This window comes from Phaeobacter sp. QD34_24, assembly GCF_028890115.1.
In the GTDB taxonomy this organism is placed as follows: domain Bacteria; phylum Pseudomonadota; class Alphaproteobacteria; order Rhodobacterales; family Rhodobacteraceae; genus Phycobacter.
The window spans coordinates 59,602-86,272 of sequence record NZ_JARCJD010000016.1 but is presented as its reverse complement, the minus strand read 5'-3'; the positions used below and the strand labels follow the sequence as shown (position 1 = coordinate 86,272).

The window sequence follows — 26,671 nt, the reverse complement described above, 5'->3', positions numbered from 1 at the left end:
GCGCCACCCCCTATAGCGGGGTGAGCCAAGCCCGAAAGGAACCCCTTGGCCAAGGACCGGTCACAGCGCGAAGATTTTTCCGGCCCGCTGCGCCGTCTGCTGATCGGGCTGGTCTGCCTGTGCCTTGCGGCCATTTTCCTGGTCTGGCGGATCGACAGCCCGCGGGTGGAACGGTTCCGTGCCCAGCTGGTCGACACCGTGGTGCCCAGCATGGATTGGGCCATGGTGCCGGTGACCGGTGCGATCAACCTGGTCCGGGATTTCCAAAGCTATCAGCGCCTGTCCGAGCAGAACCGCGAGCTGCGCTCAGAACTGCGCCAGATGCGGGCCTGGAAAGAGGCCGCCCTGCAATTGGAGCAGGAAAACGCCCGGCTTCTGGACCTCAACAACGTGCGCCTTGATCCCAAGCTCACCTATATCACCGGCGTGGTGATGGCGGACAGCGGATCCCCCTTCCGCCAGTCGGTGATCCTCAATATCGGCGCCCGCGACGGCATCCAGGATGGCTGGGCGGCCATGGATGGTATCGGCTTGGTGGGGCGCATTTCCGGTACCGGCCAGGACACCGCCCGCGTGATCCTGCTGACCGATGCGGCCAGCGCCGTGCCCGCGGTGATCCAGCCCTCGGGGCAGACCGCACTGGTGACCGGCGACAACACCGCCGCACCGGTGATCGACTTCCTGGAAAACCCCGATCTGGTGCGCGCCGGTGATCGGGTCATCACCTCTGGCGATGGATCGGTCTTTCCGCCTGGGCTGCTGATCGGACAGGTCGCGGCGGATCGCGCCGGGCGCAAGCGCGTGCGCCTTTCTGCTGACTATGAGCGGCTCGAGTTCCTGCGGGTTCTGCGCCACCAGGGCGCTGAGGCGATCACGGAACCCGGCGCCCTGGTGGTGCCGCCCCCGGATGCGGCGCTTCTGCCAGAGCGCTCCGGCGACCCGGCTCCGCAATCCCTCTCCAGCCAAGAGGGAGGCGGCAATGGCTAGCACCTCGCCCGGGCGGATCTGGTTGATGCGGATGGCCTTTCCGGCCTTGGCACTTGTGCTCTTGTTCTTCCACTTGCTGCCCCTGGACACGCTGCCCAGCCGCTGGGCGCCACCGGATCTGCTGCTGGCGCTGGCCCTGGCTTGGTCGTTGCGGCGCCCGGATTTTGTTCCGGTGCTGCTGCTGGGCGCGACCATGCTGATGGCGGATATGCTGTTTCAGCGCCCGCCGGGCCTGTTCGCCCTGCTGGTGGTGCTGGGCTGCGAATTCCTGAAATCCCGGGTCCTGCCACACCCGGAAACCGCCTTTGCCGCCGAATGGCTGGCCGTGGCCATGGTGATCTCTGGCATCGTGGTCCTGAACCGCGCCATCCTGGCCATTCTCGCCGTCGCGCAGGCGCCATTGGGGCTGACCCTGATCCAGGCGGTGCTGACCATTGCCGTCTACCCATTGGTTGTCCTGTTCAGCCAACAGCTGCTTGGGGTGCGCAAACTGTCACCGGCCGAGGCCGAAGTCCTGGGTAGCCGCTGATGAGACGCAACCCGAGAGAGCTGGAATTCACCCACCGCAAGCTGACGCGCCGGACGCTGCTGCTGGGCGGGCTCCAGCTGGCCTTTGCCGGCGGCTTGGCGGCACGCATGCGCTATCTTCAGGTCGATCAGGCCGATCAGTTCCGCCTGCTGGCCGAGGAGAACCGCATCAACATCCGCCTGCTTCCCCCGGCCAGAGGCGAGATTTTTGACCGTAACGGGATCACGCTGGCGCAGAATTCCCCGTCTTACCGCATCACCATCGTGCCCGAGGACGCAGGCGACGTGGGGCAGGTGATTGCGGATCTGTCGCGGCTGATCCCGCTGGACCCGGAAGACCTGGAACGAGCCCTGGCCGAGATGCGCCGCTCTCCGCCCTTCCTGCCGGTGACGCTCGCCGATCAGATCGGCTGGGAGGATGTCTCGAAAGTGGCGGTCAACGCCCCTGCCCTGCCGGGGATCACACCCGAGGTGGGCCTGACCCGCTATTACCCGCAGGGCGATGCCTTTGCCCATGTGGTAGGCTATGTGGGGCCGGTATCGGACTATGATCTCAGCAAGATCGAGTCGCCTGAACCGATCCTGCGCATCCCGCGTTTCCAGATCGGCAAGGTCGGCTTCGAAGCCAAGAGCGAAGATGCCCTGCGCGGCAAGGCAGGCGCCAAACGGGTCGAGGTCAATGCCACCGGCCGGGTCATGCGCGAGCTCGACCGGCGCGAAGGAGAACCCGGCGCGGATATGCAGCTGACGGTGGATGCCACCCTGCAGAGCTATGTTCAGGCGCGTCTGGGCAAGGAAAGCGCCGCCGCCGTGATCGTCGATTGCCGCAATGGCGATGTGCATGCCATCGCCTCTTCACCCAGTTTCGATCCAAACCTATTCGTGCGCGGCATTTCGGTTGGCGACTACCGCATGCTGACCGAAGACCCCTATCGCCCGCTGGCCAACAAGGCGGTTCAGGGCACCTATCCGCCCGGCTCCACCTTCAAGATGGTGACCGCCCTGGCCGCACTCGAAGACGGTGTGATCGGTCCCAACGATACCGTCTATTGCCCCGGTCACCTGGAGGTCTCGGGACGCAAATTCCACTGCTGGAAACGCGCAGGCCACGGACATGTGGATCTCAACACCTCGCTCAAGCAGTCCTGCGATGTCTATTACTACGATGTGGCCATGAAGGTGGGGATCGACAAGATTTCCGCCATGGCCAACCGCCTGGGCCTGGGGGTGCGCCACGATCTGCCGATGTCCGCCGTGGCAAGCGGGCTGGCGCCGAACCGCGACTGGAAACAGCGGGTTCATGGGCAGGACTGGCTGATCGGTGACACGGCGAACGCCTCGATCGGGCAGGGCTACATGCTGGCCTCGCCCATGCAGCTGGCGGTGATGACGGCGCGGATCGCCTCCGGCCGCAATATCACGCCGCGGCTGCTGAAATCGCTTGATGGTATCGACCAGTCAGGCAATGAGGCGGAACCGCTTGGCCTCAATGAGAACCACCTGCGCAGCGTCCGCAAGGGCATGTTCTCGGTCAGCAACGACCGGCGGGGCACCGGCTATCGCTCTCGGATCATTGCCGAAGACATGCGCATGGCGGGAAAAAGCGGCACCAGCCAGGTGCGCAACATCACCGCCGCCGAACGGGCCGCAGGGGTCATCCGCAACGAGGATCTGCCCTGGGAGCGACGCGATCATGCGCTTTACGTGGCCTATGCCCCCTTTGACAACCCGCGCTTCGCGGTCTCTGTGGTCGTGGAACATGGCGGCGGCGGCTCCACCGCTGCGGCCCCGATTGCCCGCGATGTGCTGCTACAGGCGCTTTATGGCGGCACGCCCCCGCTTGCGGCCTACCCGAAGGGAGACCGCAGCCGGATCAAGGCGCAACAGGAACGGCTGGAGCGCGAGCGCCTGCAGCGCCAGGACGCGGAGGGCAATGACCGCGCATGAGCTATCTTGAACATCACGCCAAATCCACCCCCACGGGGCTGCGCAAGATCCTGTACCTGAACTGGCCGCTGACCCTGCTCCTGGCCTCGGTCGCGGGGGTTGGCTTCCTGATGCTCTATTCGGTGGCCGGAGGATCCTTTTCCCCCTGGGCCGAGCCGCAGGCAAAACGCTTTGCCCTGGGCATGGTCGTCATGGTGGTGGTGGCCATGGTACCGATCTGGTTCTGGCGCAATATCTCGGCGCTGGCCTATGTGATGTCGCTGGTGCTGCTCTTGGCGGTGGAGTTCTTCGGCACCGTCGGCATGGGGGCGCAGCGCTGGATCGATCTTGGCTTCATGCGCCTGCAGCCATCCGAATTGATGAAGATCACCCTGGTGATGCTGCTCGCCGCCTATTACGACTGGCTTCCGGCCGAAAAGACCTCGCGCCTGTTCTGGGTGGCGGTGCCGGTCCTGATGATCCTGATCCCCACCTTCCTGGTGCTGCGTCAGCCGGACCTTGGCACCTCGATCCTGTTGATGGCAGCGGGGGGCGGCGTGATGTTCCTGGCCGGTGTGCACTGGGCCTATTTCGCCGCCGTGATTGCCGCCGCCGTTGGTCTGCTCACCGCCGTCTTCCAGAGCCGTGGCACGGAATGGCAGCTGATCAAGGACTACCAGTTCCGCCGCATCGACACCTTCCTGGACCCCTCCCAGGATCCGCTGGGAGCGGGCTATCACATCACCCAGTCCAAGATCGCCCTGGGATCGGGCGGCTGGTCAGGGCGCGGCTACATGCAAGGCACCCAGTCACGGCTGAACTTCCTGCCGGAAAAACACACCGATTTCATCTTCACCACCCTGGCCGAGGAATTCGGCTTCATCGGCGGTTTTACCCTTCTCAGCCTCTATGTGCTGATCATCATCTTCTGCGTTGCAACCGCCCTTGCCGCCCGAGATCGGTTCTCATCGCTGGTGACCTTGGGCATCGCCATCACGTTTTTCCTGTTCTTTGCGGTGAACATGTCGATGGTGATGGGGCTGGCCCCGGTCGTTGGCGTTCCGCTGCCGCTGGTCTCTTATGGCGGATCGGCCATGCTGGTGCTGCTGGCGGCCTTTGGCCTGGTGCAAAGCGCCAATATCCACCGCCCCCGTTAATCCGGCCAATCAAGGACATTGCCCCATGAGCATCTTTCACCTCGCCTATCACGTTGACGATCTGCAAAAGGCCCGCGCCTTTTATGGCGGCACCCTGGGTTGCCAAGAGGGGCGCAGCACCGATACCTGGGTCGATTTCAACTTCTTCGGGCATCAGATCTCGCTGCACCTTGGCCCGGTCTTTGCCACCGCCAACACCGGCAAGGTCGGCGATCACATGGTGCCGATGCCGCATCTGGGCGTGATCCTGCCACAGGAAGAGTGGCGCGCACTGGCCGACCGGCTGCTGGCCGAAGGCATTGATTTCACCATCGCCCCCACCACCCGTTTCGAAGGCCAGCCCGGAGAGCAGAGCACCATGTTCTTTCATGATCCTGCGGGCAACCCGATCGAGATCAAGGGCTTTGCCGATATGGCCGGAGTGTTCGCCACATGATCAACGTGCAATTCGCCGCCCTTCCCGCCCGTTGGGAGACTTACCGCGAACCGCTGAAGACCGCCTTCGACAAGGCCGGGCTGGAGGTGGACTTGCGCCTGGATCACGCTCCCGATCAGGTGGATTACGTGGTCTATGCGCCCAATTCCGACCTGCAGGACTTTACCCCCTATACCCGCTGCAAGGCGGTGCTGAACCTCTGGGCGGGCGTGGAAAAGATCACCGGCAACCAGACCCTGACCATGCCGCTGTGCCGGATGGTGGATCCCGGCCTGACGGCGGGGATGGCGGAATGGGTCACGGGCCACGTTCTGCGCTATCATCTGGGTATCGACCGCTCGATCACTGTGCAGGATCGGTGGGAGCCCATCGTGCCGCCACTGGCCTTTGAACGCCCCGTGACCCTGCTCGGCCTTGGCGCCCTGGGAAGCGCCTGCGCGCAAAGCCTTGCCCGGATCGGTTTCCCGGTCACCGGCTGGTCGCGCTCGCCCAAGGAGATCGACGGGATCACCTGCCTGCACGGCGACGACGGGCTGAAACAGGCGCTGGCAACGGCAGAGATCGTGGTGCTTCTGTTGCCGGATACGCCCGCGACAACAAATATCCTGAATGCAGAGACCCTCTCCCTGCTGCCCAAGGGCGCGCGGATCATCAATCCGGGCCGTGGTCCGCTGATCGACGATGCCGCCCTATTGGCCGCGCTCGACACTGGTCAGGTGGGTCATGCCACGCTGGATGTCTTCCGGGTGGAGCCCCTGCCCGCCGATGATCCCTATTGGGCGCATCCAAACGTCACCGTCACACCGCATATCGCGGCAGAGACCCGTGCCAGCACCGCCTCCGAGGCGATTGCAGAAAACATCCGGCGCGGCGAGGCGGGCGAACCGTTCCTCAATCTCGTGAACCGAGACCTCGGCTATTGAACGCGTTGCGCCGGGGAAGCCCCCGGCGCAGAAGCCTTACTTGGCGGCCAGACCCCGGCCTTTCAGCAGGGCATCCACCCCGGGCAGGCGTCCCCGGAAGGCGGTGTATAGTTCTGCCGGGTCCTTGGAGCCGCCCGAGGACAGGATATGTTCCTCCAACGCCTTGGCCCGCTCGGGATCAAAGGCCCCCCCAGCTTCTTCAAAGGCGGCAAAGGCATCGGCATCCATCACCTCGGACCACATGTAGCTGTAATAGCCCGAGCTGTAGCCATCACCCGAGAACACATGGGCGAAATGCGGTGTCGCGTGGCGCATGATGATCGCATGGGGCATGCCGATCTCTGCCAGAACCTCGGCCTGCCTGGCCATCGGATCGGCCGGGGCCGCGCCATCGTGGAAGGCCAGATCAACGAGAGCCGAGGCCACGTACTCCACCGTCTGAAAACCCATGTCGTAAGTGGCGGCACCCAGAACCTTGTCGAGCATCTCCTTGGGCATCGCCTCGCCGGTTTCCGCATGGGTGGCGAATTCGCTTAAGACCTCGGGCACTTCCAGCCAGTGCTCATAGAGTTGCGAGGGCAGTTCCACGAAATCGCGCGCCACGGACGTGCCGGAAATGCTTTCATAGGTCACATCCGACAACATCTGATGCAGCGCATGGCCGAATTCGTGGAACAGGGTACGCGCATCGTCATAGGACAGAAGCGCAGGCTCCCCCTTGGCGAAATTGCAGACGTTGATCACCACGGGCGCCTGTTTTTCCGGGAACTTCGCCTGGCTGCGCATGGCCGAGCACCAGGCGCCGGAGCGTTTCGATCCCCGCGCGAAGTAATCGCCGATGAAGACCGCCACATGTTCGCCGTTCCGCGTGACCTCCCAGGCGCGGCAATCGGGATGATAAAGCGGCACGTCAAGCGGCGCGAACTCCAGCCCGAACAGGCGGTTGGCGCAGGCGAATGACGCTTCGATCATCCGGTCCAGTTGCAGGTAGGGTTTCAGCTCCGCCTCATCCAGATCATGTTCGATCTTGCGGCGTTTCTCGGAATAGTAATGCCAGTCCCAGGGTTCCAGATCGCCATTGATCCCATCCCCCTGCATCATCTCGGTCAGTACCGCGGCATCCTGATCCGCACGCGCCTTGGCAGGCCCCCAGACATCCATCAAAAGGCCACGCACCGCCTCCGGCGTCTTGGCCATTTCGGTTTCCAGCTTGTAGGCGGCGAAATTCTCATAGCCCAAGAGCTTGGCGCGTTCTTCGCGCAACGACAGGATCTCTGCCGCGATGGCCCGGTTGTCCGTCTCGCCGCCATTGGCACCGCGCGCAGCCCAGGCCTGAAACGCCTTTTCGCGCAGATCCCGGCGGGGGGAGAATTTCAAAAACGGCGTGATGATCGACCGCGACGTGGTGACGACCGGTCCTTTCACGCCCTTTTCCTTGCCCGCAGCGAGGGCCGCGGCAACGGCGAATTCCGGTAGACCTTCCAGATCTTCCTCCGAAAGTTCCATGAACCACTCGCGTTCATCCGCCAACAGGTTCTGGGTGAACTCCGTGCCAAGGGTGGCCAGGCGCCCCTTGATCTCCTGCATGCGGGCGTCGTCCGCGCCTTCCAGCGCCGCACCGCCGCGCACGAAGCCGCGATGGGTCAGCATCAACACCCGCTGCTGTTCGTCCGAAAGGTCCAGATCCTCGCGCTGGTCCCAGACCGCCTTCACCCGCGCATAAAGCGCCTTGTTCGCGGTGATGGCCGAGTAATGTGCCGCCAGTTTCGGGGAAAACGCCCGCTGCAGCTCTTGCCGCTTGGAGTTACTGTCGGCACCGGCCACGGTGTAAAAAACCGACAGGACCTGCTCCATCGGGCGGCAGGGCGCCTCCAGCGCCTCGATCACATTGGCGAATGTGGGCGGCTCAGGATTGTTTGCGATCGCCTCGATCTGTGCGTTGTGCGCGGCAAGGGCCTCTTCCAGCGCAGGGGCAAAATCCTCGTCCGAAATGCTGTCGAAGGGCGCGATCTCGAAGGGTGTGTCCCAGCGGGACAAAAGCGGGTTGGTCATGGGCAAGGCCTCCTTTGGATCAGAAGCTATGCCTGCACCCCGGCAGCGTCCAGAGGGGCCGCGCGCAATCCCCCGGATCATTCAATCAAAAGCGCAGAAAACCGGGCGGCGGCAGCCCAATCAGCCATCCTTGCCTGCGCAGATCGGGCAATCCTGGCGCTGTTTCAGACCGATGCGGCGGCTTTCGCCATAAAGGGCATCGTAGATCAGCATGGAGCCGCGCAGCACCTCTCCGGCGCCGGTGATCTGCTTGATCGTCTCCACCGCCATCATCGCGCCGACGACGCCCGGCAGGGGGCCGATCACGCCGGCCTCTGAACAGCTGGGCGCAAGCCCCGGTGCCGGGGCCTCGGGGAAGATGCACTGGTAACAGGGGCCGCCTGTCTTGGGATGGAACACCGAAAGCTGCCCCTCCCACTGCGACAAGGCTCCCGAGATCAGCGGTTTGCCCAGCGCCACGGCGGTGCGGTTCGAGAGATACCGGCTTTCGAAATTATCGGTGCCATCAAGGATGATGTCATAGTCTGCAAAAAGATCGGAGGCGATCTCCTCGGTCAGGCGGCGATGATAGGGGTGCACGGTCACAAACGGGTTCTGCGCCACCATCGTGCGCTCTGCCGAAAACACCTTGGGGACGCCGATGTCTTCGTCCCGGTGGATGACCTGACGCTGGAGGTTGGCGTTTTCCACCACATCGTCATCGATGACCCCGATGGTGCCCACACCTGCCGCCGCCAGGTATTGCAGCGCGGGCGCGCCCAGCCCCCCTGCCCCGACCACCAGCACCCTGGCGTTCTTCAGCTTCTTCTGCCCCGGCCCGCCCAATTCGCGCAGGACGATATGGCGGGCATAGCGGTTGAGCTCGGTCTCGGAAAACCGCCCCGGTTTGGGATTGGCATCCCCTTGCGATGTCTCCTCATCTTGCCCATCGGCCCGTTGCCGAAGCCACGCAACCCCCCAGCTGTAGGCGCCGATCATCAGCGCGACACCGCCCAGAAGCAGCCAGGACCGCGCCGACCCGCCAGTGGCCGCGCGCAGGCCGTTGCCCTCTGGCAGGGTCAGCTGCAGCAGCAACACGGCGCCAAACAGCACCAAAAGCAGCGCCAGACGCAGCGCCCGCTGCATCCCCATGAGGCGCCCGCACCACCAGATCAGTCCCGCAAGGCCCAAGACAAGGACCATCAGCTCCTCCCTGTTGATCCAAAACCGCCGCTACCGCGCGTCGTCTCGCTCAGCGCATCGACCAATTCGAAGCGCGCCTGCAGCACCGGTGCCACCACCATCTGCGCAATCCGGTCGCCATGGGCGATCTCGAACCGCTCTTGCCCGGCATTTAGGACAATCACTCCCAAAGGCCCGCGATAATCGCTGTCGATGGTGCCCGGCGTATTTGGCAGGGTGATCCCGTGTTTCAACGCCAAGCCCGAGCGCGGCCGGATCTGTATCTCGTAGCCGTCAGGGATTTCCACCCGCAGGCCCGTGGGCACCAGCGCACGCGCGCCCGGCTCCAGCACGATACTGCCCCGCTCCGGCAGATCGGCCCGCAGATCGGCACCCGCCGCACCTGAGGTTTCATAGGAGGGCAGCGGCAGATCGGCATCTGCATCGGGCTCACGGCGAATGAGGATCGTGACCATTTCGGCTCCTTGTCGGATATATCGGGGATCTCAAAGCAGGGCGCTCAGTCTGTCAGAGCGGAGGCGATCCGCCGCGCCAGCTTGCGCGCGACCTCGTCCTTGCCCATGCGCGGCCAGTCCTCGGCACCGTCTTCCGAAATCAGGGTGACGGCATTCTCGCTGCCGCCCATGATGCCGGTCGCAGGGGACACGTCATTGGCCACGATCCAGTCGCAGCCCTTGCGCAGGCGTTTCGCGGTGGCGTTGTCCAGCACGTCATTGGTTTCGGCGGCAAATCCCACCACCAGGCCCGGGCGCCCCTGCGGCATATGCGATACGGTTTTCAGGATGTCCGGGTTTTCGGCGAACTCCAGCGTCGGCAACCCGTCCTTCGATTTCTTGAGCTTGCGGTCCGAAGCACTCGCCACCCGCCAATCCGCCACTGCAGCGGCAAAGACGGCGGCATCGGCCGGCAGGGCAGCCTCGACGGCGGCCTGCATTTCCAGTGCGCTTTCGACGGGCACCACATCCACCCCCTTGGGGGGCCGGACCGTTGCCGGGCCCGTGATGAACACCACCTCCGCGCCCAACTCGCTCAGAGCACGGGCCACCGCAGTCCCCTGCGCCCCGGAGGAACGGTTGGCGATATAGCGCACCGGGTCGATCGGCTCATGGGTCGGACCAGAGGTCACCACGATCCGCTTGCCGCTGAGCGGCCCTTGGCGGAACTGCGCGGCAATGGCCGCGACGATCTCCTCGGGTTCGGCCATACGACCGGGGCCGAATTCACCGCACGCCATGCCGCCCTCGTTGGGGCCGACAAAATAGATCCCGTCTCCCTTCAACACCTCGATATTGCGTTGGGTGGCCGGGTGTTTCCACATGCGCACGTTCATCGCGGGCGCGACCAGCACCGGCGTATCGGTCGCCAGCAACAGGGTGGAGGCCAGATCGTTGGCCAGCCCTTGGGCCATCTTTGCCATCAGATCGGCGGTGGCAGGCGCCACGACCACCAGATCGGCGCTGCGCGACAGCTGGATATGGCCCATCTCTGCCTCGGAAGTCAGATCGAACAGATCCCGATGGACCGGCGCCCCGGCCAGGGCCGAAACGGACAGGGGCGTCACGAATTCCTCGCCCGCGCGGGTCAGGACCGGGGCCACGCTTGCCCCCTTTTCCTGCAGTCGGCGGATCAGCTCCAGCGCCTTATAGGCCGCGATCCCGCCGCCGATGATCAGTAGAATATGTTTGCCAGCCAGCATTTACCCGTTCCCGGCCCATCCATGGGCGCACAGTTGCGGCGCCGACCTTACTGCGCGCCGCGCCAAGTGTGAAACGGTTTTCGGCTCAGTCCTTCTTGAAGGCCAGGCAGGGGTCCGGGCGGTCAACGCCGGGGCTGTCCAGAAGCAGATCGAAATCGCCACTGATCGCGCCGCCCTCGCTTTGGCCGAGGCTGACGATACGCGCCTCTGGGCGGGCGTGTTTCAGGTAGACCGCCAGCCCCCGATCCAGCCGCGCATGGCCATTGCCGGTGATCACAACCACCGGCCCTCCGGTTTCGCTCAGGGCGCGATCGGCCGCTTCGGCAAGGGCTGCATCGCGCAGGCGCTGGAAATCCACCAGCACCGGCAGCATCTCTTCGGGCATGGCATTGCAATGATTGGCCATCTGGTCCGCCTCGCGTGCGGATTGCTCCGCCTCTGGCAAGGGTTGATCGAGGCCGAAGTCCCCGGCGCGCGCGCCAAAATAGTTGGCAACACCCTGCTCCAGCGCCGCGCGCGCCTCGGCCCGGGGCACCAAGGCACCGTAGTGGCGGTTGGAAACCGCAGCGGCAAAGATCGGAGCATAGAGGTCAAACTCCGGCCAGCCGGAGGTCTCCCAATTCAGGGTGGAGGCTGTGTCCGAGGCATTGCCCAGGATCTCTGGCGTCAGACGCTCTGCCTGTTCCTGGGTGATCATCTCCCAGACCACGGCCGAGGGCGCGAGGCTGGACAGGATCTGTGCCTGATTGAGGTGATGCCCTGGGTTGTCATGCACCTCGCCAAGGATGACCACATCGGCGCCACGCAACTGACCCGCTGCGGCCTCAGCCGTTTCGGCAACGGGCGTTTCTGACCCAGCCTGCACCGGAGCAGTGGCAGGGATCGCTGCAAAAAGTGCCATCGCGCTCACGGCGACGGCCTTTCCGACAAAAAGAATCAACTTTCTCATGAGAGGAAGTTGTGCACCTCCCGCGAGCGCCCTTCAAGGGTCTTTCGCATCTTTTGAAACGCGGCGGCCTCCAGCTGACGCACACGCTCCTTGGACAGGTTCAGTTCCAGCCCAAGGCTTTCCAGGGTGCGCGGCTCCTCGCGCAGTTTCCGTTCGGTGATGATGAAGCGCTCCCGGTCGTTGAGCGCCTGCAGCGCCTCGACCAGCCAGGCCCGCAATTGGCGGCGGTCGTGTTCCTCCTCCACCAGTTCGGCGGCCTGGGCGCTGTCATCCTCCAGCGCCTCGATCCATTCGCGCCCCTCGTCATCCGAGGACTGCAGCGCGTTCAGCGAGAAATCCGATCCGGACAGGCGTCCATCCATCATTTCCACATCGCGCAGGGGCACACCGATTTCCGCCGCGATCTGCTGGTTGAGCTGATGCCTGTCCAACTCCACACCGGCAGCGCTGGCTTCACGTTCCAGCTGCGCCTGCACCCGGCGCATGTTGAAGAACAGCGACTTTTGCGAAGAGGTGGAGCCTGTGCGCACCATCGACCAGTTGCGCATCACATAGTCCTGGATCGAGGCCTTGATCCACCAGACCGCATAGGTCGAAAACCGCACACCGCGGTCGGGATCGAACTTGTCCGCAGCCTTCATCAGGCCGACGCCCGCCTCCTGGATGAGATCATTCATCGGGGCGCCGTAACGTTTAAACTTGGCCGCCATCGAGATCGCCAGCCGCATATAGGCGTGGATCAGGCGATGCAGCGCTTGCTCATCCCGGTTGTCGCGCCAGGCATAGGCAAGTTTCAGCTCCGTTTCAGCATCCAAGAGCTCGGCCTTCATGGCCTTCCGCGGCAGCGGGTTTTCAGTGGTCGTGTCAAGTGCCATGATACTCCCCTCGAAACATTATACTCTGTACTACGCGGCGAAGGCGGAACCGGATCATTCTGGGCGAAAGCAAATCTGCCGCCCCCAACGCGGCGGCTCGACTGGCAGGTCGACTGACAGGCCCAGGCCGCAGCGACAGTGCTTGATCCGACAGCTGGCCATCCATGGTCTTCGCACTTGTCTCAGGAAGGATCAGCAGATACCCAAATCCCCAAAACCATCAGGGATCAGGTTAAGAGACTTGTCAGCAGCTGTCACACTCATTCTCGGCGGGGCCGCATCGGGGAAGTCCGCATTCGCCGAAAACATCTGCATATCCGCTGACAAGCCAAGGGTTTACTGGGCCACTTCACAAATACTTGATCAGGAAATGCGCGCGAAGGTCACGAAACATCTGGCGCAGCGCGGCAGCGGCTGGACCACCCATGAGGAACCCTTGGAGGCCAGCAGGGTATTGCCGGATCTGCCTGCGGACGCGATCTGCCTGATGGACTGCGCCACCATGTGGTTGACCAATCACCTCCTGGCAGAGCATGACCTTGAGGCGGAAACACAGAACCTGCTGCAAGCCATCGATGCCTGCCCGGCGGAGCTGGTGATCGTCTCCAATGAAACCGGCCTCGGCATCGTGCCGGAAAATGCACTGGCGCGGCGCTTTCGCGAGGCGCAAGGACGGCTCAATATCGCGCTGGCCGCGCGCGCCGATACCGTTGTGCAGGTCACCGCCGGTCTGCCGCTGGTTCTGAAAGGCAGCCTGCCATGACCCGGCTATTCCTTGTGCGCCACGGCCCCACCCATGCAAAATCCATGGTCGGCTGGTCCGATCTGCCCGCCGATCTGTCGGATAGGGCAGCGCTGGATCGCCTGTCCTCTGCCCTCCCCGATGAGGCACTGGTGGTCTCATCCGATCTCTCCCGCGCTGCCGATACCGCCAGCGCCATCGCACGGGGGCGCAGGCGCCTCGATCACCTGCCCGACCTGCGGGAGATCCACTTTGGCGCCTGGGAATTGCGCACTTGGAAGGACATAGACGCCGAAGACCCCGCGCGCATCCGTGCCTATTGGGAAAGCCCCGGCGATGTGCGCCCGCCCGGCGGCGAAAGCTGGAACGAGGTCTGTGCCCGCGTGAATCGCGCCATCGACGGGTTGATCGCCTCACATCAGGGCCGCGACCTGATCGTCGTCGGCCATTTCGGCCAGATCCTGACCCAGATCCAGCGCGCAGAGCGGCTGACGGCGGAAGAGGCTTTCTCTCACCGGATCGACAACCTTTCCCTGACCGAGATCCACTGCGCGCCGAACGGCTGGCAGACCAAGCGGATCAATCACCTTCCGTGATGGCCTGGCGCACAAACAATCGATTTGGGACCGCGCCCGATCAAGGTAGCCTGCCCCCATGACATATGATCTTTTTATTGGTGACCGCATGTATTCCAGCTGGTCCTTGCGCGGCTGGCTCATGCTCGAAAAATTCTCGCTCCCCCATGTGGTGCATATGGTGGGGCTCTATTCCGGAACCATGGCGGCTGATCTCGCGGATCTGGCCCCTGCGCGGCTGGTGCCGACCCTGCGCACCCCCGAAGGCATCGTGATCGGCGAAAGCATTGCCATGGCCGAAACCCTGGCCGAGCGCCACCCGGAGGCTGGGCTTTGGCCCAAGGATCCGGCAGCCCGCGCCACCGCGCGCTGGCTGGTGGCTGAAATGGCCTGCGGCTTTTCCGCCCTGCGCGGCGATTGCGCCATGCAGCTGAGCCATATCTGGGAGGGCTTTGCCCCCTCTGACGCCGTGCTCAAGGACCTGGCCCGGATCGAGGCCCTGTTCGCCCACGCCCGTAATATCTCGGGCGCAAGCGAAGGCTGGCTCTTTGGCGATTACAGCCTTGCCGATGTCTTCTACACGCCGGTGGCGGCGCGGATCGTCGGCTATGACCTGCCGGTAGCGGCCGAAACCCGCGCCTATTGCCGCGCGCTGCTGTCGGATCCCGCCGTCTTGCGCTGGCAGGAACAGGCGCGAGAGGTCACATATGATCCCGAACCCTACGCCTTGGACCTGCCCCGGCGCGATTGGACCCTGAGCTAGCGCACAGCCCCAAGCACCGCGAAAACACCGTCAAAAACACACTCATAACGTGTTTATCTAACGACTCCGATCCCCCGCTCGCTATGGTTTTCATCGGCAGTTTCAGGGGGATAGAGCGGCATGATTTCGCGGGCCTATACGGTTGCCTTTCAGGGGGTGGAGGCCCGCCCGGTGGAGGTGCAATGCGCCGTGGTACCGGGCCTGCCCGCCTTTTCCATCGTCGGACTGCCGGACAAGGCGGTGAGCGAAGCGCGCGAAAGGGTGCGCTCGGCCTTTGCGGCGATGTCGATCGCACTGCCGTCGAAACGGATCACGGTGAACCTCTCGCCTGCCGATCTGCCAAAGGAGGGCAGTCATTTCGATCTGCCCATCGCGCTGGCGCTTCTGGCGGCCATCGAAGTGATCCCTGCAGAGGCCGCGAGCGAGACCATCGCGCTTGGCGAACTCTCCCTTGACGGTACGCTGATCCCCGTCGTGGGCGCCCTGCCCGCCGCCATGACTGCCGCCAGCGAAGACCGGCTGCTGCTCTGCCCCAAGGCCTCGGGGGCCGAGGCCGCCTGGGTCGATGCCGCGCGGGTCATCGGCGCCAGCAGCCTTCTGGATGTAGTGCGCCATTTCACCGGCAAGATGCCCCTGGCCGAGGCCGTCGCGGGTGAGGTCACAGATGCCCTTGGTGCCCGCGATCTGCGCGACGTCAAAGGACAGGAACGCGCCAAACGCGCGCTGGAGATCGCCGCCGCCGGGCGGCATCACCTGTTGATGATCGGCCCGCCGGGATCGGGGAAATCCATGCTGGCGGCGCGCCTGCCGACAATCCTGCCGCCGCTGACCCCGGCTGAGGCATTGGAAACCTCGATGATCCAATCCCTTTGCGGCTTGATCGAGGATGGCGGCATCAACCGCAGCCGTCCCTTTCGCGAACCACACCATACCGCGTCGATGGCCGCCATCGTCGGCGGCGGACGGCGCGCCCAGCCGGGCGAGATCAGCCTGGCCCACAATGGCGTGTTGTTTCTGGACGAACTGCCGGAATTCTCCAGGCCCGTTCTGGAAACCCTGCGCCAGCCCCTGGAGACTGGCGAAGTCATGGTGGCCCGCGCCAATGCCCATGTGAAATACCCCAGCCGCTTCATGCTGGTGGCCGCCGCCAACCCCTGCAAATGCGGTCATCTGGCCGATCCGTCCCGCGCCTGTTCCCGCGCGCCGATCTGCGCCGAGGATTACATGGGCCGCATATCCGGCCCGCTGATGGACCGGTTCGATCTGCGCATCGAGGTGCCACCGGTGCCCTATAGCGATCTGGATCTGCCCACCACTGCCGAAGGCTCCGCCGAAGTTGCCCAGCGCGTTGCCGCTGCGCGCGATCTGCAAGAGGAGAGGTTCAAGGATCAGCCCGAGGTCCGCCTGAATGCCGATGCCGAAGGCGCGCTTTTGGAAGAGATTGCCACGCTCGATACCGAAAGCCGCGCGCTGCTGCACAAGGCCGCCGACCGGTTTTCCCTGACCGCGCGCGGCTATCACCGGGTACTGCGGGTGGCACGCACCATTGCCGATCTGGAAGGAGAACCGAACATCCTCCGCCCCCATGTGGCAGAGGCGCTGGGGTTCCGGCTGGCACAATGAGTTGCGGCTGGCGCAATAGGACGCCAGCCGAAATGTCTTACAGCTTGGCTTCGATCGCCTGCCAGACCTTCTCGGCGATATTCACGCCATCAAAACGCTCCAGCTCCTGGATACCGGTGGGCGAGGTCACGTTGATCTCGGTCAGGTAGTCGCCGATCACATCGATGCCGACAAAGATCTGGCCCTTTTCCTTCAGAAGCGGGCCGATGGTAGCGCAGATCTCAAGATCGCGCTCGGTGAGGCCGATCTTCTCGGGGCGCCCGCCCACATGCATGTTCGAGCGCGTCTCGCCAGCGGCGGGCACGCGATTGATGGCGCCCACGGCCTCGCCATCCACGAGGATCACACGCTTATCGCCATTGCTGACGTCGGGCAGGAACTTCTGCACGATCAGCGGCTCGCGGCTGAAGCCGGTAAAGAGTTCATGCAAGGAGGTGAGGTTGCGATCATTGGCATCAAGCCGGAACACCCCGGCGCCGCCGTTGCCGTAAAGCGGCTTCAGGATGACGTCACCGTGCTTGGCCTTGAAGGCCTTGATGGTATCAAGGTCGCGGGCGATCGCCGTGGGCGGCGTCAGCTCGGGGAAATCCAGAACCAGCAGTTTTTCCGGGTAGTTGCGCACCCAGAAGGGATCATTGACCACCAGCGCCTGCCCCTTCAGCCGGTCCAGCAGATGGGTCGAGGTGATGTAATGCATGTCAAACGGCGGATCCTGGCGCAGCCAGACCACGTCGAAATCCGCCAGATCCACTTCACGCTCTTCGCCCAGCACCGCCGGGGCACCTGCCACGCGCTGCACCGTCATGTCATATCCGCGCGCGGTGATGCGCCCTTCCTGATAGGCGAGGTGATCGGGGCTGTAGTAGAACAGGGTATGCCCGCGCGCCTGCGCCTCTTCGGCTAGGCGGAAGCTGCTGTCGGCATTGATGTTGACGCCCATGATCGGGTCCATCTGGAAGGCGATTTTCATGAAGTGCATCCCTCTTGTTTCGACGAATAGATGGCCCAGCACGCCCCAAGGATCAATAGAGCACGGCCCGCCTAGCCCTGCCCAAAGGCGTTTTCGAGGATTTCCACGGCGCCTTCCCCGTTCACAAGTACGGCATCCAGGCGCGTCTCGGTCAGCTGACACTGCGGTTCCCCATCCAGGAACTGCGCGGCACTGGCCATGATGCGCTGCATCTGCGCAGGGGTAATCCGCGCGGCGGCACCTTCAAATGTGGCGCTGTGCTTGACCTCGGCAAAGACCACCAGCGCGCCTTTGCGCAGGATCAGGTCAATCTCGCCACCGGGGCCACGCCAGCGGCGCTTTGCCACCTGGTAGCCGCGCGCCTCATAGGCGCGGGCGGCGGCCTCCTCGGCGGCCTGTCCGGCCAGGTGTGCACGCTGGCCCTGATGCTGCCGCCCCGCCAAGGCCTTAGCCCGCGTCCTTGGCCATCGCGAGAGCCAGTTGATAAACCTTGCGCCGCGGCAGCCCGTGGGTTTCGGCCACGATGGAGGCTGCATCCTTGACCGAATTGTCTTTCAGGGCGGCGCGCAGGTCTTCCTCTAGGCTGGCTTCGCTCACCTCTTCTGCGCGCGCGCGATCCACCAGCATGACGATCTCGCCCTTCACCGGGCTGTCTTCCAGCCCTTGGACAAGGACGCTGAGGCTGCCCCGCCGCACCTCTTCGAACTTCTTGGTCAGCTCGCGACACAGCGCCGCCGGGCGATCCCCCAGAACCGCCGCCATATCGGCAACCGAGGCCGCGATGCGCTTGGGCGATTCGTAGAAGATCAGCGTACCGGGGACGTTTCGCAGATCTTCCAGGCGCTTGCGCCGCGCGCCGCTGGCATTGGGCAGAAAGCCTGCAAAGAAGAAGGCATCCGTGGGCAGCCCCGCCAAAGTCAGCGCGGCAAGGGCAGCGGACGGCCCCGGCGCTACGGTGACCTTGTGCCCGGCTTCGGCGGCCGCGCGGCTGAGGTCATAGCCCGGATCGGCAATCAGCGGCATGCCTGCTTCCGAGGCATAGGCGACCGATTGCCCATCGGCCATGGCCTGCATCAGCCGCGCGCGGGCGCCTGCGCCGCTGTGGTCGTGATAGGCGATGATCTGGCGCCCGTTCAGCGGCACCCCGTGAATCTCCATCAGTTTGCGCAAGGAGCGCGTATCTTCTGCAGCGATCACATCGGCCGAGGCCAGCACATCAAGCGCCCGCAATGTAATGTCACGGGCGGTGCCGATGGGCGTGGCCACAAAGTGCAGCCCCGGCAACAATTTGACGATCTGGTGATTCACGCTGGACCCGCCTTTTTGGTCGTTTATGATCCCCCCAAGCCGCACGTCAGGCCACCAACACGGCGCCCGCCGCCGGAACAGGGGAGTTTAGAGGTTTATTATGTTCGCCGTTTTCAAACAGGCCCGCAAGGCGGCATTGGCCGCCGTCACCGCAGTTTCCGCATTTGCCCTTGCCGCCTGTAATCCGGTCACCACCGGCGGCGGCCCGTCGATCAACACCTCCAAACCGGTTCCCGTCGCCCTTCTGGTGCCAAAGGGATCGGCGCAGTCCGGCGATGCGGTTCTGGCGCAAAGCCTTGAGAATGCGGCCCGGTTGGCGATGGGAGACCTGAAGGGCGTGCAGGTGGACCTGCGTGTCTATGATACCGCAGGCGATCCGGCGACGGCGGCAAATGCCGCCACACAGGCCATCAACGAAGGGGCACGCATCCTGCTGGGGCCGGTTTACGCCGAGGCCGCCAATGCCGCCGGTGTGGCTGCCGCCAAGCGCAACGTGAACGTTCTAGCCTTTTCCAACAACACCGCCATCGCCGGCGGCAATGTCTTTATCCTGGGCTCAACCTTTGCCAATACCGCCCAGCGCCTGACCACCTATGCCGTGCGCCAGGGGCGCGGGAACATCGTGATCGTCGGCGGCAATGATGCCGCAGGCCGGGCCGGAAGCAGCGCCATCCAGGCCGCGGCCGGGCGATCGGGGGCAACTATTGCAGGCACCATCGGCTATGAATTGTCCCAGAAGGGCGTGATCGACGCCATCGGTCCGATCCGCGACACCGCCCGCAATAACGGCGCCAATGCCATCTTCATGACCGCGACCACCGCAGGCGCGCTGCCCTTGTTGTCGCAATTGCTGCCCGAGTCGGGGCTCGACAAGGAAAGCTTCCAGTATATCGGCCTGACCCGCTGGGATATCCCCAGCCAGACGCTGGAGATGCCCGGTGTCCAGGGCGGCTGGTTCGCCCTGCCCGATCCTGCGAAATCGCAGCAGTTCGTGTCGCGCTACAGCGCCGCCTATGGCGGTGCGCCGCATCCGATCGGCGGGCTCGCCTATGACGGGATCGCGGCCATCGGCGCCCTGGTCAGCGCAGGCAAGAGCGATGCGCTCACCGGTGCGGCCCTGACCCAATCCGCGGGTTTCCAAGGCACCGGCGGCATTTTCCGGCTGCGCCCCGATGGCACCAATGAACGCGGCCTTGCCGTGGCAACAATCCAAGACAAGAAGGTGGTCGTCATTGACCCAGCTCCCAGCAACTTCTCCGGCGCAGGATTCTGATCCGGCCCAGCCCCAAGACAGCCTCCTGCCTCCGGTCAAGACCCCGCTGATCTGCCCAACGGATCGGATTTTCGACGCGCGCTTGATCCGCCAGCAGATCGCAGAGGCCGCCCAAACGATGGAGGCCGCCCCCCTGCGTGCAGAGGTGGTGCGCCTGTTGCGCGACGCCAACAAGGCCGGGCGCGCCGCCATTGCCGACGCCTTTGCCGCGGCGCCCTTCTCGGCGCGCGCGCTGACCCAGTCCTACAGCCACCTGACGGATGGGTTGGTCACAACCGCATTCCACGTGGCCACCCAACACCTGCATCCGCTTGCCACCCCGACCAGTGGCGAACGGATCGCGGTGATGGCCGTGGGCGGCTACGGGCGGGCCGAGATGGCGCCCTTCTCGGATGTGGATCTGCTGTTTCTGACGCCCTACAAGATCACCGCCTGGGCCGAGAGCGTCATCGAATCCATGCTCTACATGCTATGGGACCTGCGCCTGAAGGTGGGTCACTCCAGCCGTACCATCAAGGATTGCATCCGCCTGGGCTCCGAAGATTACACCATCCGCACGGCCATGCTGGAACACCGGTTCCTCTCGGGGGATGCGGATCTTGCGGATGAATTGGATCGCCGCTTGCGCAGCGATCTGTTCTCAAAGGATGCCCGCGAATTCGTCGAGGCGAAACTGGCGGAACGGGACGAGCGCCACCTGAAACAGGGTGAGCGCTACATGGTCGAACCCAACGTCAAGGAGGGCAAGGGCGGATTGCGCGATCTGCAATCGCTGTTCTGGATCTCCAAGTACCTCTACCAGGTGCAGGACGTGGCCGAACTGGTCCCGCTTGGCCTGTTCAACGAGGATGAGTTCGAGTTCTTTTCCGAGGCCGAGAATTTCCTCTGGGCGGTACGCTCGCATCTGCACCTGGTGACAAATCGTGCCACCGAACAGCTGACCTTCGATCTGCAGGTCGAGGTGGCAGACCGCATGGGTTACAAGGACAAGGCCGGACGCCGCGCGGTCGAGATCTTCATGCAGGATTATTTCCGCACCGCCACCCATGTGGGGGACATCACCCGCATCTTCCTGACCAAACTGGAAGCCAGCCAACAAAAGAGCGAACCTCTGCTGGAGCGGATCTTTCGCCGCCGCCCGCGGATCAAGCCCGGCTACAAGATGGTGCACAACCGGTTGGACATCGAGGATCCCGACGTCTTCCTCGAGGACAAGCTGAACCTGCTTCGGATCTTCGAGGAAGGCCTGCGCACCGGCATGTTGATCCACCCCGACGCCATGCGCCTGGTCACCGCCAATCTCGATCTGATCGACGATGAGATGCGGGCAGACAAGGAAGCCAACCGCATCTTCCTGGATCTGCTGCTGAAACACGGCAATCCCGAACGCGCCCTGCGCCGGATGAACGAATTGGGCGTGCTCTCGGCATTTCTGCCCGAGTTCGAGCCCATCGTGGCGATGATGCAGTTCAACATGTACCATTCCTACACGGTGGACGAACACACCATCCAGGTGATCTCCAACTATGCCTCGATCGAGCGGGGCGAGCTGGAAGACGAATTGCCGGTCTCCTCCGAAGTGCTGCGCCAAGGCATCAACCGCAAGGTGCTGATAATTGCCATGTTGCTGCATGATATCGGCAAGGGGCAGGAGCAGGACCATTCGATCCTGGGCGCGCAGATCGCCCGCAAGGTGGCACCGCGCCTGGGGCTGAACAAATCCGACAGCGAAACGGTGGAATGGCTAGTCCGCTATCACCTGCTGATGTCGGACATGGCGCAGAAACGCGATATCGCCGATCCGCGCACCGTGCGCGGCTTTGCCAAGGCGGTGCAATCGGTGAAACGGCTGGATCTGCTGCTGCTGCTGACCGTGTGTGATATTCGCGGCGTCGGCCCGGACACCTGGAACAACTGGAAGGCCGCACTGCTGCGTTCGCTGTACAACCAGACCCGCCGCGCGCTTGAGGATGGCATGGAGGCGCTCAACCGCGAACATCGCGGCACCGCCGCCAAGAAGGCCCTGCGCGAGGCGCTGCCGAAGTGGAGCAAGGCCGATCTCAAACGCGAAACCGGACGGCACTACCCGCCTTACTGGCAGGGGCTGCATGTCACCGCCCATGTGGATTTCGCCGAAATGCTGCAGGAACTGGAGGCCTCGGGCAATCCTGGCGAGGTCGTCATCCGACTACACCCGGATGAATACCGCGATGCCACCCGCGCCTGTTTTGCCATGGCCGATCATCCCGGTATCTTTGCGCGTATGGTCGGCGCCCTGGCGCTGGTCGGCGCCAATGTGGTCGATGCGCGCTCCTACACCACCAAGGACGGCTATGTGACCGATGCCTTCTGGATCCAGGATGCCGAGGGCCACCCCTATGAGGCCTCGCGCCTGCCGCGCCTCACCCAGATGATCCTGAAAACCCTGAAAGGAGAGGTGATCGCCCGCGAGGCCCTGGTGTCGCGCGACAAGATCAAGAAGCGCGAAAAGGCCTTCAACGTCCCGACCCATATTACCTTTGATAACGAAGGATCGGAAATCTACACCATCATCGAGGTGGACACCCGCGACCGGGCTGGCCTGCTTTACGATCTGGCCCGCACCCTGGCGGATGCCAACGTCTATATCGCCAATGCAGTGATCGCCACCTATGGCGAGCAGGTGGTCGATACCTTCTACGTCAAGGACATGTTCGGCCTGAAATACCATGCTGAATCAAAGCAGAAGACGCTGGAGCGCAAGCTGCGTGACGCCATTTCGGCCGGGGCCGAACGGGCCGGTTCATGAAGCCGATCAAGCTTCTGTCCGGCTTCCTGACGGTCGGGTTCTGGACGCTGGCCAGCCGGATCTTGGGCTTTCTGCGTGAGATCCTGATCGCCGCCTATATCGGCCCCGGTCCGGTGCTGGATGCCTTTGTGGCGGCCTTTCGCCTGCCCAATATGTTCCGCCGCTTCTTTGCCGAGGGCGCCTTCAACGCCGCCTTCGTCCCGCAGTTTGCAGATCGGCTGGAAGGGGAAGAGGACGCCGCCGGTTTCGCCCAGCAGGCCTTCAACCTCTTGGCTGCCGCGGTGCTGGCGCTGACCGGGCTTGGTATGGTCTTCATGCCCGCTCTGGTCTGGCTGACGGCGGAAGGGTTCACCGGCGATGCGCGCTTCGATCTGGCCGTGGGCTATGGGCATATCGTCTTTCCCTATATCCTGTTCATGTCGCTGGCGGCGCTGTTTTCGGGCGTTCTGAATGCCACCGGTCGCTTTGCCGCCGCGGCTGCTGCCCCCGTATTGCTCAATATCTTCGCCTGTTCGGCGATGATTGCCGGGGCCGTCCTGGGCCAGGCGGTGATCACCTGGCTGGTCTGGACCATCCCCGTGGCCGGGATCGGGCAGCTGGCGCTGGTCTGGATCGCGACCGAGCGCGCGGGCATCCGCATCCGCCCCGGCCTGCCCCGCGTCACCCCCGCCATGAGGACCCTGATGCGCGTCGCCCTGCCCGCCGCCCTTGCCATGGGCGTCACCCAGGTCAACCTGGTGGTGGGGCAGCTGGTCGCCTCGGACATCGAAAACGCCGTCAGCTGGCTCTTTATCGCGGACCGGCTCTATCAGCTGCCGCTTGGGGTGGTCGGCATTGCCGTCGGCATCGTGCTGCTGCCCGATCTGACCCGGCGCCTGCGCGCGGGCGATGATACGGGCGCCCGCGAAGGCCTGTCGCGGGCGGGAGAGTTCTCTCTGCTCTTGACCCTGCCCTCTGCCGCCGCCTTTATCGCGGTGCCGGTGCCGCTGGTCTCCGTGCTTTATGAGCGCGGCGCCACAGGCCCCGAGGATGTCGCCGCCATCGCCCTTGCGGTAGCGATCTATGGCGCGGGCCTGCCCGCCTTCGTGCTGCAAAAGGTGCTGCAACCGCTGTACTTTGCCCGCCAGGACACCCGCACCCCGTTTCATTTCGCGCTTGCTGCCATGGTGATCAACGCAGCGCTGGCCGTCGGGCTGAAACCCCTGGCGGGCTGGATCTCGCCCGCCATCGCGGCTTCGGTGGCGGGCTGGGCCATGGTGGCGCTGCTGTGGCTCGGGGCCGGGCGCCGCATGGGCGATAGCGCGCGGTTTGATGCACGGTTCTTCCGGCGGGTCTGGCGGATCCTCGCCGTCTCGGTGCTGATGGGCGCGATCCTGCACCTTGGCAGCCAGCAGTTCGCCTGGCTGTTCTACCTGCCCAGCTGGCGCTACCTGTCACTTCTGGGGCTGATCATCCTGGGGGCCGTGATCTACTTCGGCGCCGGTCAGGCTCTGGGCGCCTTCCACCTGTCGGAATTCAAACAGGCCCTGAGCCGGAACCGCAGGTCTGAGTGACGCGCCCGCGCCGTGCGGCAGCACGGCGCCCCGCCCAACGGGATAAGGCATGTGTCATGCCGCGATCCGGGCGGGAGCGCGCCGTTTGCGCCTCAGTCGTGGCGGATGTTGTTTCGAAACCGCGCCCAGCCGCCCGGTGCCAGGAAGAAGGACAGGAAGAACCCGGTGGCAAAGCCCGCAAGATCCGCGATCCAATCCGGCTGGCCGCCAAACAGCAGCGCGAACAACAGCTGCACCCCCATCAGGAAGGCAATCAGCGAAAAGGCCCGGCTTTGCTGTGCCCCCACCAGCGACAACTGCCGCCACAGGATGTAGGTAAAGGCCCCGATCAGCCCGTAGACCGCCGGGAAGCCGCCAATCAGCGGCACCTGCCCGCCTGCAAAGACCGCATAGCCAAGGGCGCCGCCAATGGCCGAGAGGACGAAGATCACGATCATCGCCAGATCGCCAAAGACCTCTCCGACCATCCTGCCCATGGCCAGCACGAAGACGCAGACGAACAGCGCATGGGTGAAACTGCCATGCACAAAGGCAAAGGAGACAAAGCGCATCAGGTGCTCCACCGGCCATTGCCCGGTCTCCCACATCCACCAGAATATCTCGGCCGAGAAAGCGTAGGACTGAAACGCCTCCAGCCGCCAGCCCACCGCCGTGGGTCCGCCAACGATCCCTCGTGTGCCCAGGGAAAAGGCCGCCTCGATCCCCATGATCAGCAGCACCAGCGCCACCACCACGGGGGGAAGCGGATTGACGGGAGAGTGGTTTTCGCTGCTGCTCATGTCTTGATGCCTCTTTGCCTGCGCCAGCCGTTTCACGCGCCCGTGTTGCCCCGCGCAGGGGGACGGGCTGTTGACGACCGTTGCGCCCATGGTTAAGCCACCGCAGGCCCTATTTCCAGACGGGAGTTTCTCGATGAGCGAGACCACCTTCACGCCGCGTGTCTTTTCCGGCATCCAGCCTTCGGGCAACCTGCACCTTGGCAACTATCTGGGCGCGCTCAAGCGTTTTGTCGACTGGCAGGCCAAGGATGTGGAGACCATCTACTGCATGGTGGACCTGCACGCGATCACCGTCTGGCAGGACCCTGCGGATCTGAAGAAATCCACCCGCGAACTCTGCGCGGGCTTTATCGCGGCGGGGCTGGATCCCGAACAATCCATCCTGATCAACCAGAGCCAGGTGCCCGAACATGCGCAACTGGCCTGGGTGTTCAACTGCGTCGCCCGCATGGGCTGGATGCAGCGCATGACCCAGTGGAAGGACAAGGCGGGCAAGAACGCCCAGAACGCATCGCTTGGGCTCTTTGCCTATCCGGCGCTGATGGCGGCGGACATCCTGGTCTATCACGCCACCCATGTGCCGGTGGGTGAGGATCAGAAACAGCACCTCGAACTGACCCGCGATATCGCGATCAAGTTCAACCACGACTATGGCGTGAACTTCTTCCCCGAGACCGAGCCGGTCATCGAAGGCGCCGGAACCCGCGTGATGTCGCTGCGTGACGGCACCAAGAAGATGTCGAAATCGGATCCTTCGGATGCCAGCCGCATCAACCTGACCGATGACGCCGATGCGATTGCCAAGAAGATCCGCAAGGCCAAGACCGACCCGGATGCCCTGCCCTCCGAGGCGAAGGGTCTGGAAGAGCGTCCCGAGGCCCGCAATCTGGTCAATATCTACGCCGCCATGGCGGAACAGTCGGTGGATCAGGTACTGGCAGATGTGGGCGGCAAGCAATTCTCCGAGTTCAAGCCGATGCTGGCGGATCTCGCCGTGGCCAAGATGGCCCCGATCACCACCGAGATGGCGCGCCTGATGCAGCATCAGGACGAGATCGACAAGATCCTTGCCCGCGGCGCCGAACGTGCCCGCGAGATCACCGCGCCGATCCTGCGCAAAACCTATGATATTATTGGCATGGTCGGACCGAGCTCCCTGTGATAGGTATCTGCCAAGCCCTCGCACGTTGCGGGGGCTGTCTACTTGGAGATATCGGATGGCCAACGGCACCGTAAAATGGTTCAACGCAACAAAAGGCTACGGCTTCATCGAGCCCGAAGCCGGTGGAAAAGATGTGTTCGTGCACATCTCTGCGGTTGAACGCTCGGGCCTCAACGGTTTGAACGACAACCAGAAAGTTTCCTATGAGCTGGAAACCGGCCGCGACGGCAAGCAGTCCGCAGGATCCCTGCAACTGCTCTGAGGTTGTTCGCCAGGCGCCTGCCTTGCACAAACCGAAATAAAAGAATGATGACGGCGCTGTTGCTTCCCGAATCACGTAAGGCCGCCCTTTTCCGGGCGGCCTTTTTCGTTGGCTGAGGCTCAGCTGGGGTTCTGAACGCGCCTCTGTCAGATCAAGAGACGA

Annotated in this window: 25 protein-coding genes; 15 read left to right on the top strand and 10 right to left on the bottom strand. The window is 63.9% G+C overall.

Features of this window, described 5'->3' with window-relative positions; all coding sequences use genetic code 11:
• Nucleotides 1–45: 45 nt before the first annotated feature.
• The 6 genes from mreC to PXK07_RS13825 are packed head-to-tail and all read left to right on the top strand — an operon-like array spanning nt 46 to nt 5,957.
• Complete coding sequence (gene mreC / locus PXK07_RS13850) at nt 46–987, top strand: rod shape-determining protein MreC (protein ID WP_274848925.1); 942 nt, start codon at nt 46–48, stop codon at nt 985–987.
• On the top strand, nt 980–1,516 hold the full coding sequence (locus tag PXK07_RS13845) for a rod shape-determining protein MreD (RefSeq protein ID WP_274848924.1): 537 nt from the start codon (nt 980–982) through the stop codon (nt 1,514–1,516). Before mreC ends, PXK07_RS13845 begins: the two co-directional genes overlap by 8 nt.
• On the top strand, nt 1,516–3,462 hold the full coding sequence (gene mrdA, locus PXK07_RS13840; protein ID WP_274848923.1) for a penicillin-binding protein 2: 1,947 nt from the start codon (nt 1,516–1,518) through the stop codon (nt 3,460–3,462). Before PXK07_RS13845 ends, mrdA begins: the two co-directional genes overlap by 1 nt.
• Nucleotides 3,459–4,598 carry a rod shape-determining protein RodA gene (rodA, locus tag PXK07_RS13835; RefSeq protein ID WP_274848922.1) on the top strand — a complete coding sequence of 380 codons (1,140 nt, stop codon included), beginning with the start codon at nt 3,459–3,461 and terminating at the stop codon, nt 4,596–4,598. The genes mrdA and rodA overlap by 4 nt, the downstream gene beginning before the upstream one ends.
• 25 nt (nt 4,599–4,623) lie before the next feature.
• Nucleotides 4,624–5,034 (top strand): VOC family protein, encoded by a 411-nt coding sequence (locus tag PXK07_RS13830; protein ID WP_274848921.1) that lies wholly within the window; start codon nt 4,624–4,626, stop codon nt 5,032–5,034.
• On the top strand, nt 5,031–5,957 hold the full coding sequence (locus tag PXK07_RS13825; protein WP_274848920.1) for a 2-hydroxyacid dehydrogenase: 927 nt from the start codon (nt 5,031–5,033) through the stop codon (nt 5,955–5,957). Before PXK07_RS13830 ends, PXK07_RS13825 begins: the two co-directional genes overlap by 4 nt.
• A 36-nt stretch (nt 5,958–5,993) precedes the next feature.
• On the opposite strand, the gene PXK07_RS13820 is transcribed toward PXK07_RS13825, so the two are convergent.
• The 6 genes from PXK07_RS13820 to PXK07_RS13795 all read right to left on the bottom strand — a co-directional run bounded on the left by PXK07_RS13820 (nt 5,994) and on the right by PXK07_RS13795 (nt 12,711).
• Nucleotides 5,994–8,009, bottom strand: coding sequence for a M3 family metallopeptidase (locus PXK07_RS13820; protein WP_274848919.1), 2,016 nt, complete (start codon nt 8,007–8,009; stop codon nt 5,994–5,996).
• A 120-nt stretch (nt 8,010–8,129) separates the two neighbouring features.
• The gene (locus PXK07_RS13815) at nt 8,130–9,191 is read right to left on the bottom strand and encodes a HesA/MoeB/ThiF family protein (RefSeq protein ID WP_274848918.1); all 1,062 of its coding nucleotides are present in this window, start codon (nt 9,189–9,191) and stop codon (nt 8,130–8,132) included.
• Complete coding sequence (gene dut, locus PXK07_RS13810; protein ID WP_274848917.1) at nt 9,191–9,646, bottom strand: dUTP diphosphatase; 456 nt, start codon at nt 9,644–9,646, stop codon at nt 9,191–9,193. The genes PXK07_RS13815 and dut overlap by 1 nt, the downstream gene beginning before the upstream one ends.
• A 44-nt stretch (nt 9,647–9,690) precedes the next feature.
• The gene (coaBC, locus tag PXK07_RS13805; RefSeq protein WP_274848916.1) at nt 9,691–10,887 is read right to left on the bottom strand and encodes a bifunctional phosphopantothenoylcysteine decarboxylase/phosphopantothenate--cysteine ligase CoaBC; all 1,197 of its coding nucleotides are present in this window, start codon (nt 10,885–10,887) and stop codon (nt 9,691–9,693) included.
• 85 nt (nt 10,888–10,972) lie between these two features.
• Nucleotides 10,973–11,788 carry a ChaN family lipoprotein gene (locus PXK07_RS13800; RefSeq protein WP_274848915.1) on the bottom strand — a complete coding sequence of 272 codons (816 nt, stop codon included), beginning with the start codon at nt 11,786–11,788 and terminating at the stop codon, nt 10,973–10,975.
• Nucleotides 11,789–11,832: 44 nt separating this feature from the next.
• Nucleotides 11,833–12,711, bottom strand: coding sequence for an RNA polymerase factor sigma-32 (locus tag PXK07_RS13795; RefSeq protein ID WP_274848914.1), 879 nt, complete (start codon nt 12,709–12,711; stop codon nt 11,833–11,835).
• Here PXK07_RS13795 and cobU point away from each other — a divergent pair.
• From cobU to PXK07_RS13775, 4 genes are all read left to right on the top strand, one after another.
• Nucleotides 12,665–13,474 (top strand): bifunctional adenosylcobinamide kinase/adenosylcobinamide-phosphate guanylyltransferase, encoded by an 810-nt coding sequence (cobU, locus tag PXK07_RS18585; protein ID WP_342455876.1) that lies wholly within the window; start codon nt 12,665–12,667, stop codon nt 13,472–13,474. The genes PXK07_RS13795 and cobU overlap by 47 nt on opposite strands.
• The gene (locus PXK07_RS13785; protein WP_274848912.1) at nt 13,471–14,049 is read left to right on the top strand and encodes a histidine phosphatase family protein; all 579 of its coding nucleotides are present in this window, start codon (nt 13,471–13,473) and stop codon (nt 14,047–14,049) included. The genes cobU and PXK07_RS13785 overlap by 4 nt, the downstream gene beginning before the upstream one ends.
• 58 nt (nt 14,050–14,107) lie before the next feature.
• Complete coding sequence (locus PXK07_RS13780; protein WP_274848911.1) at nt 14,108–14,791, top strand: glutathione S-transferase; 684 nt, start codon at nt 14,108–14,110, stop codon at nt 14,789–14,791.
• Between the two features lie 120 nt (nt 14,792–14,911).
• Nucleotides 14,912–16,414 (top strand): YifB family Mg chelatase-like AAA ATPase, encoded by a 1,503-nt coding sequence (locus PXK07_RS13775; RefSeq protein WP_274848910.1) that lies wholly within the window; start codon nt 14,912–14,914, stop codon nt 16,412–16,414.
• A 37-nt stretch (nt 16,415–16,451) separates the two neighbouring features.
• Here the strand turns inward: PXK07_RS13775 and gshB are convergent, their stop codons facing one another.
• The 3 genes from gshB to rsmI form a co-directional block, all read right to left on the bottom strand.
• A complete protein-coding gene (gene gshB, locus PXK07_RS13770; RefSeq protein WP_274848909.1) occupies nt 16,452–17,384 on the bottom strand; it encodes a glutathione synthase in 933 nt (310 codons plus the stop codon).
• Nucleotides 17,385–17,455: 71 nt separating this feature from the next.
• Entirely contained in the window at nt 17,456–17,827 is a 372-nt protein-coding gene (locus tag PXK07_RS13765) for a YraN family protein (RefSeq protein WP_274848908.1), read from the bottom strand.
• A gap of 4 nt (nt 17,828–17,831) precedes the next feature.
• A complete protein-coding gene (gene rsmI, locus PXK07_RS13760; protein WP_274848907.1) occupies nt 17,832–18,692 on the bottom strand; it encodes a 16S rRNA (cytidine(1402)-2'-O)-methyltransferase in 861 nt (286 codons plus the stop codon).
• Between the two features lie 100 nt (nt 18,693–18,792).
• Between rsmI and PXK07_RS13755 the strand changes: the two genes are divergently transcribed.
• Genes PXK07_RS13755 through murJ form a run of 3 tightly spaced genes read left to right on the top strand, consistent with a single transcriptional unit; the run spans nt 18,793 to nt 24,306 of the window.
• The gene (locus tag PXK07_RS13755) at nt 18,793–19,965 is read left to right on the top strand and encodes a penicillin-binding protein activator (RefSeq protein ID WP_274848906.1); all 1,173 of its coding nucleotides are present in this window, start codon (nt 18,793–18,795) and stop codon (nt 19,963–19,965) included.
• Complete coding sequence (locus PXK07_RS13750; protein WP_274848905.1) at nt 19,925–22,753, top strand: [protein-PII] uridylyltransferase; 2,829 nt, start codon at nt 19,925–19,927, stop codon at nt 22,751–22,753. Before PXK07_RS13755 ends, PXK07_RS13750 begins: the two co-directional genes overlap by 41 nt.
• Entirely contained in the window at nt 22,750–24,306 is a 1,557-nt protein-coding gene (murJ, locus tag PXK07_RS13745) for a murein biosynthesis integral membrane protein MurJ (RefSeq protein ID WP_274848904.1), read from the top strand. The genes PXK07_RS13750 and murJ overlap by 4 nt, the downstream gene beginning before the upstream one ends.
• 92 nt (nt 24,307–24,398) lie before the next feature.
• On the opposite strand, the gene PXK07_RS13740 is transcribed toward murJ, so the two are convergent.
• The gene (locus PXK07_RS13740) at nt 24,399–25,085 is read right to left on the bottom strand and encodes a rhomboid family intramembrane serine protease (RefSeq protein ID WP_274848903.1); all 687 of its coding nucleotides are present in this window, start codon (nt 25,083–25,085) and stop codon (nt 24,399–24,401) included.
• Nucleotides 25,086–25,218: 133 nt separating this feature from the next.
• Between PXK07_RS13740 and trpS the strand changes: the two genes are divergently transcribed.
• Nucleotides 25,219–26,247: a tryptophan--tRNA ligase gene (gene trpS / locus PXK07_RS13735; RefSeq protein WP_274848902.1), complete on the top strand. Its 1,029-nt coding sequence runs from the start codon at nt 25,219–25,221 to the stop codon at nt 26,245–26,247.
• 55 nt (nt 26,248–26,302) lie between these two features.
• Nucleotides 26,303–26,509, top strand: a complete 207-nt coding sequence (locus PXK07_RS13730) for a cold-shock protein (RefSeq protein ID WP_274848901.1) — start codon at nt 26,303–26,305, stop codon at nt 26,507–26,509.
• Nucleotides 26,510–26,671 lie beyond the last annotated feature (162 nt).

What these genes read in the sequence shown, in the direction of transcription:
- PXK07_RS13730 (WP_274848901.1), top strand. Translation starts at nt 26,303, where the DNA reads ATGGCCAACGGCACCGTAAAATGGTTCAACGCAACAAAAGGCTACGGC.
- PXK07_RS13780 (WP_274848911.1), top strand. Translation starts at nt 14,108, where the DNA reads ATGACATATGATCTTTTTATTGGTGACCGCATGTATTCCAGCTGGTCC.
- trpS (WP_274848902.1), top strand. Translation starts at nt 25,219, where the DNA reads ATGAGCGAGACCACCTTCACGCCGCGTGTCTTTTCCGGCATCCAGCCT.
- PXK07_RS13825 (WP_274848920.1), top strand. Translation starts at nt 5,031, where the DNA reads ATGATCAACGTGCAATTCGCCGCCCTTCCCGCCCGTTGGGAGACTTAC.
- PXK07_RS13830 (WP_274848921.1), top strand. Translation starts at nt 4,624, where the DNA reads ATGAGCATCTTTCACCTCGCCTATCACGTTGACGATCTGCAAAAGGCC.
- PXK07_RS13845 (WP_274848924.1), top strand. Translation starts at nt 980, where the DNA reads ATGGCTAGCACCTCGCCCGGGCGGATCTGGTTGATGCGGATGGCCTTT.
- PXK07_RS13795 (WP_274848914.1), bottom strand. Translation starts at nt 12,711, where the DNA reads ATGGCACTTGACACGACCACTGAAAACCCGCTGCCGCGGAAGGCCATG.
- murJ (WP_274848904.1), top strand. Translation starts at nt 22,750, where the DNA reads ATGAAGCCGATCAAGCTTCTGTCCGGCTTCCTGACGGTCGGGTTCTGG.
- dut (WP_274848917.1), bottom strand. Translation starts at nt 9,646, where the DNA reads ATGGTCACGATCCTCATTCGCCGTGAGCCCGATGCAGATGCCGATCTG.
- PXK07_RS13800 (WP_274848915.1), bottom strand. Translation starts at nt 11,788, where the DNA reads ATGGCACTTTTTGCAGCGATCCCTGCCACTGCTCCGGTGCAGGCTGGG.
- PXK07_RS13785 (WP_274848912.1), top strand. Translation starts at nt 13,471, where the DNA reads ATGACCCGGCTATTCCTTGTGCGCCACGGCCCCACCCATGCAAAATCC.
- PXK07_RS13740 (WP_274848903.1), bottom strand. Translation starts at nt 25,085, where the DNA reads ATGAGCAGCAGCGAAAACCACTCTCCCGTCAATCCGCTTCCCCCCGTG.
- coaBC (WP_274848916.1), bottom strand. Translation starts at nt 10,887, where the DNA reads ATGCTGGCTGGCAAACATATTCTACTGATCATCGGCGGCGGGATCGCG.
- mrdA (WP_274848923.1), top strand. Translation starts at nt 1,516, where the DNA reads ATGAGACGCAACCCGAGAGAGCTGGAATTCACCCACCGCAAGCTGACG.
- rodA (WP_274848922.1), top strand. Translation starts at nt 3,459, where the DNA reads ATGAGCTATCTTGAACATCACGCCAAATCCACCCCCACGGGGCTGCGC.
- cobU (WP_342455876.1), top strand. Translation starts at nt 12,665, where the DNA reads ATGGCCTTCCGCGGCAGCGGGTTTTCAGTGGTCGTGTCAAGTGCCATG.
- gshB (WP_274848909.1), bottom strand. Translation starts at nt 17,384, where the DNA reads ATGAAAATCGCCTTCCAGATGGACCCGATCATGGGCGTCAACATCAAT.
- PXK07_RS13755 (WP_274848906.1), top strand. Translation starts at nt 18,793, where the DNA reads ATGTTCGCCGTTTTCAAACAGGCCCGCAAGGCGGCATTGGCCGCCGTC.
- PXK07_RS13820 (WP_274848919.1), bottom strand. Translation starts at nt 8,009, where the DNA reads ATGACCAACCCGCTTTTGTCCCGCTGGGACACACCCTTCGAGATCGCG.
- PXK07_RS13815 (WP_274848918.1), bottom strand. Translation starts at nt 9,191, where the DNA reads ATGGTCCTTGTCTTGGGCCTTGCGGGACTGATCTGGTGGTGCGGGCGC.
- PXK07_RS13775 (WP_274848910.1), top strand. Translation starts at nt 14,912, where the DNA reads ATGATTTCGCGGGCCTATACGGTTGCCTTTCAGGGGGTGGAGGCCCGC.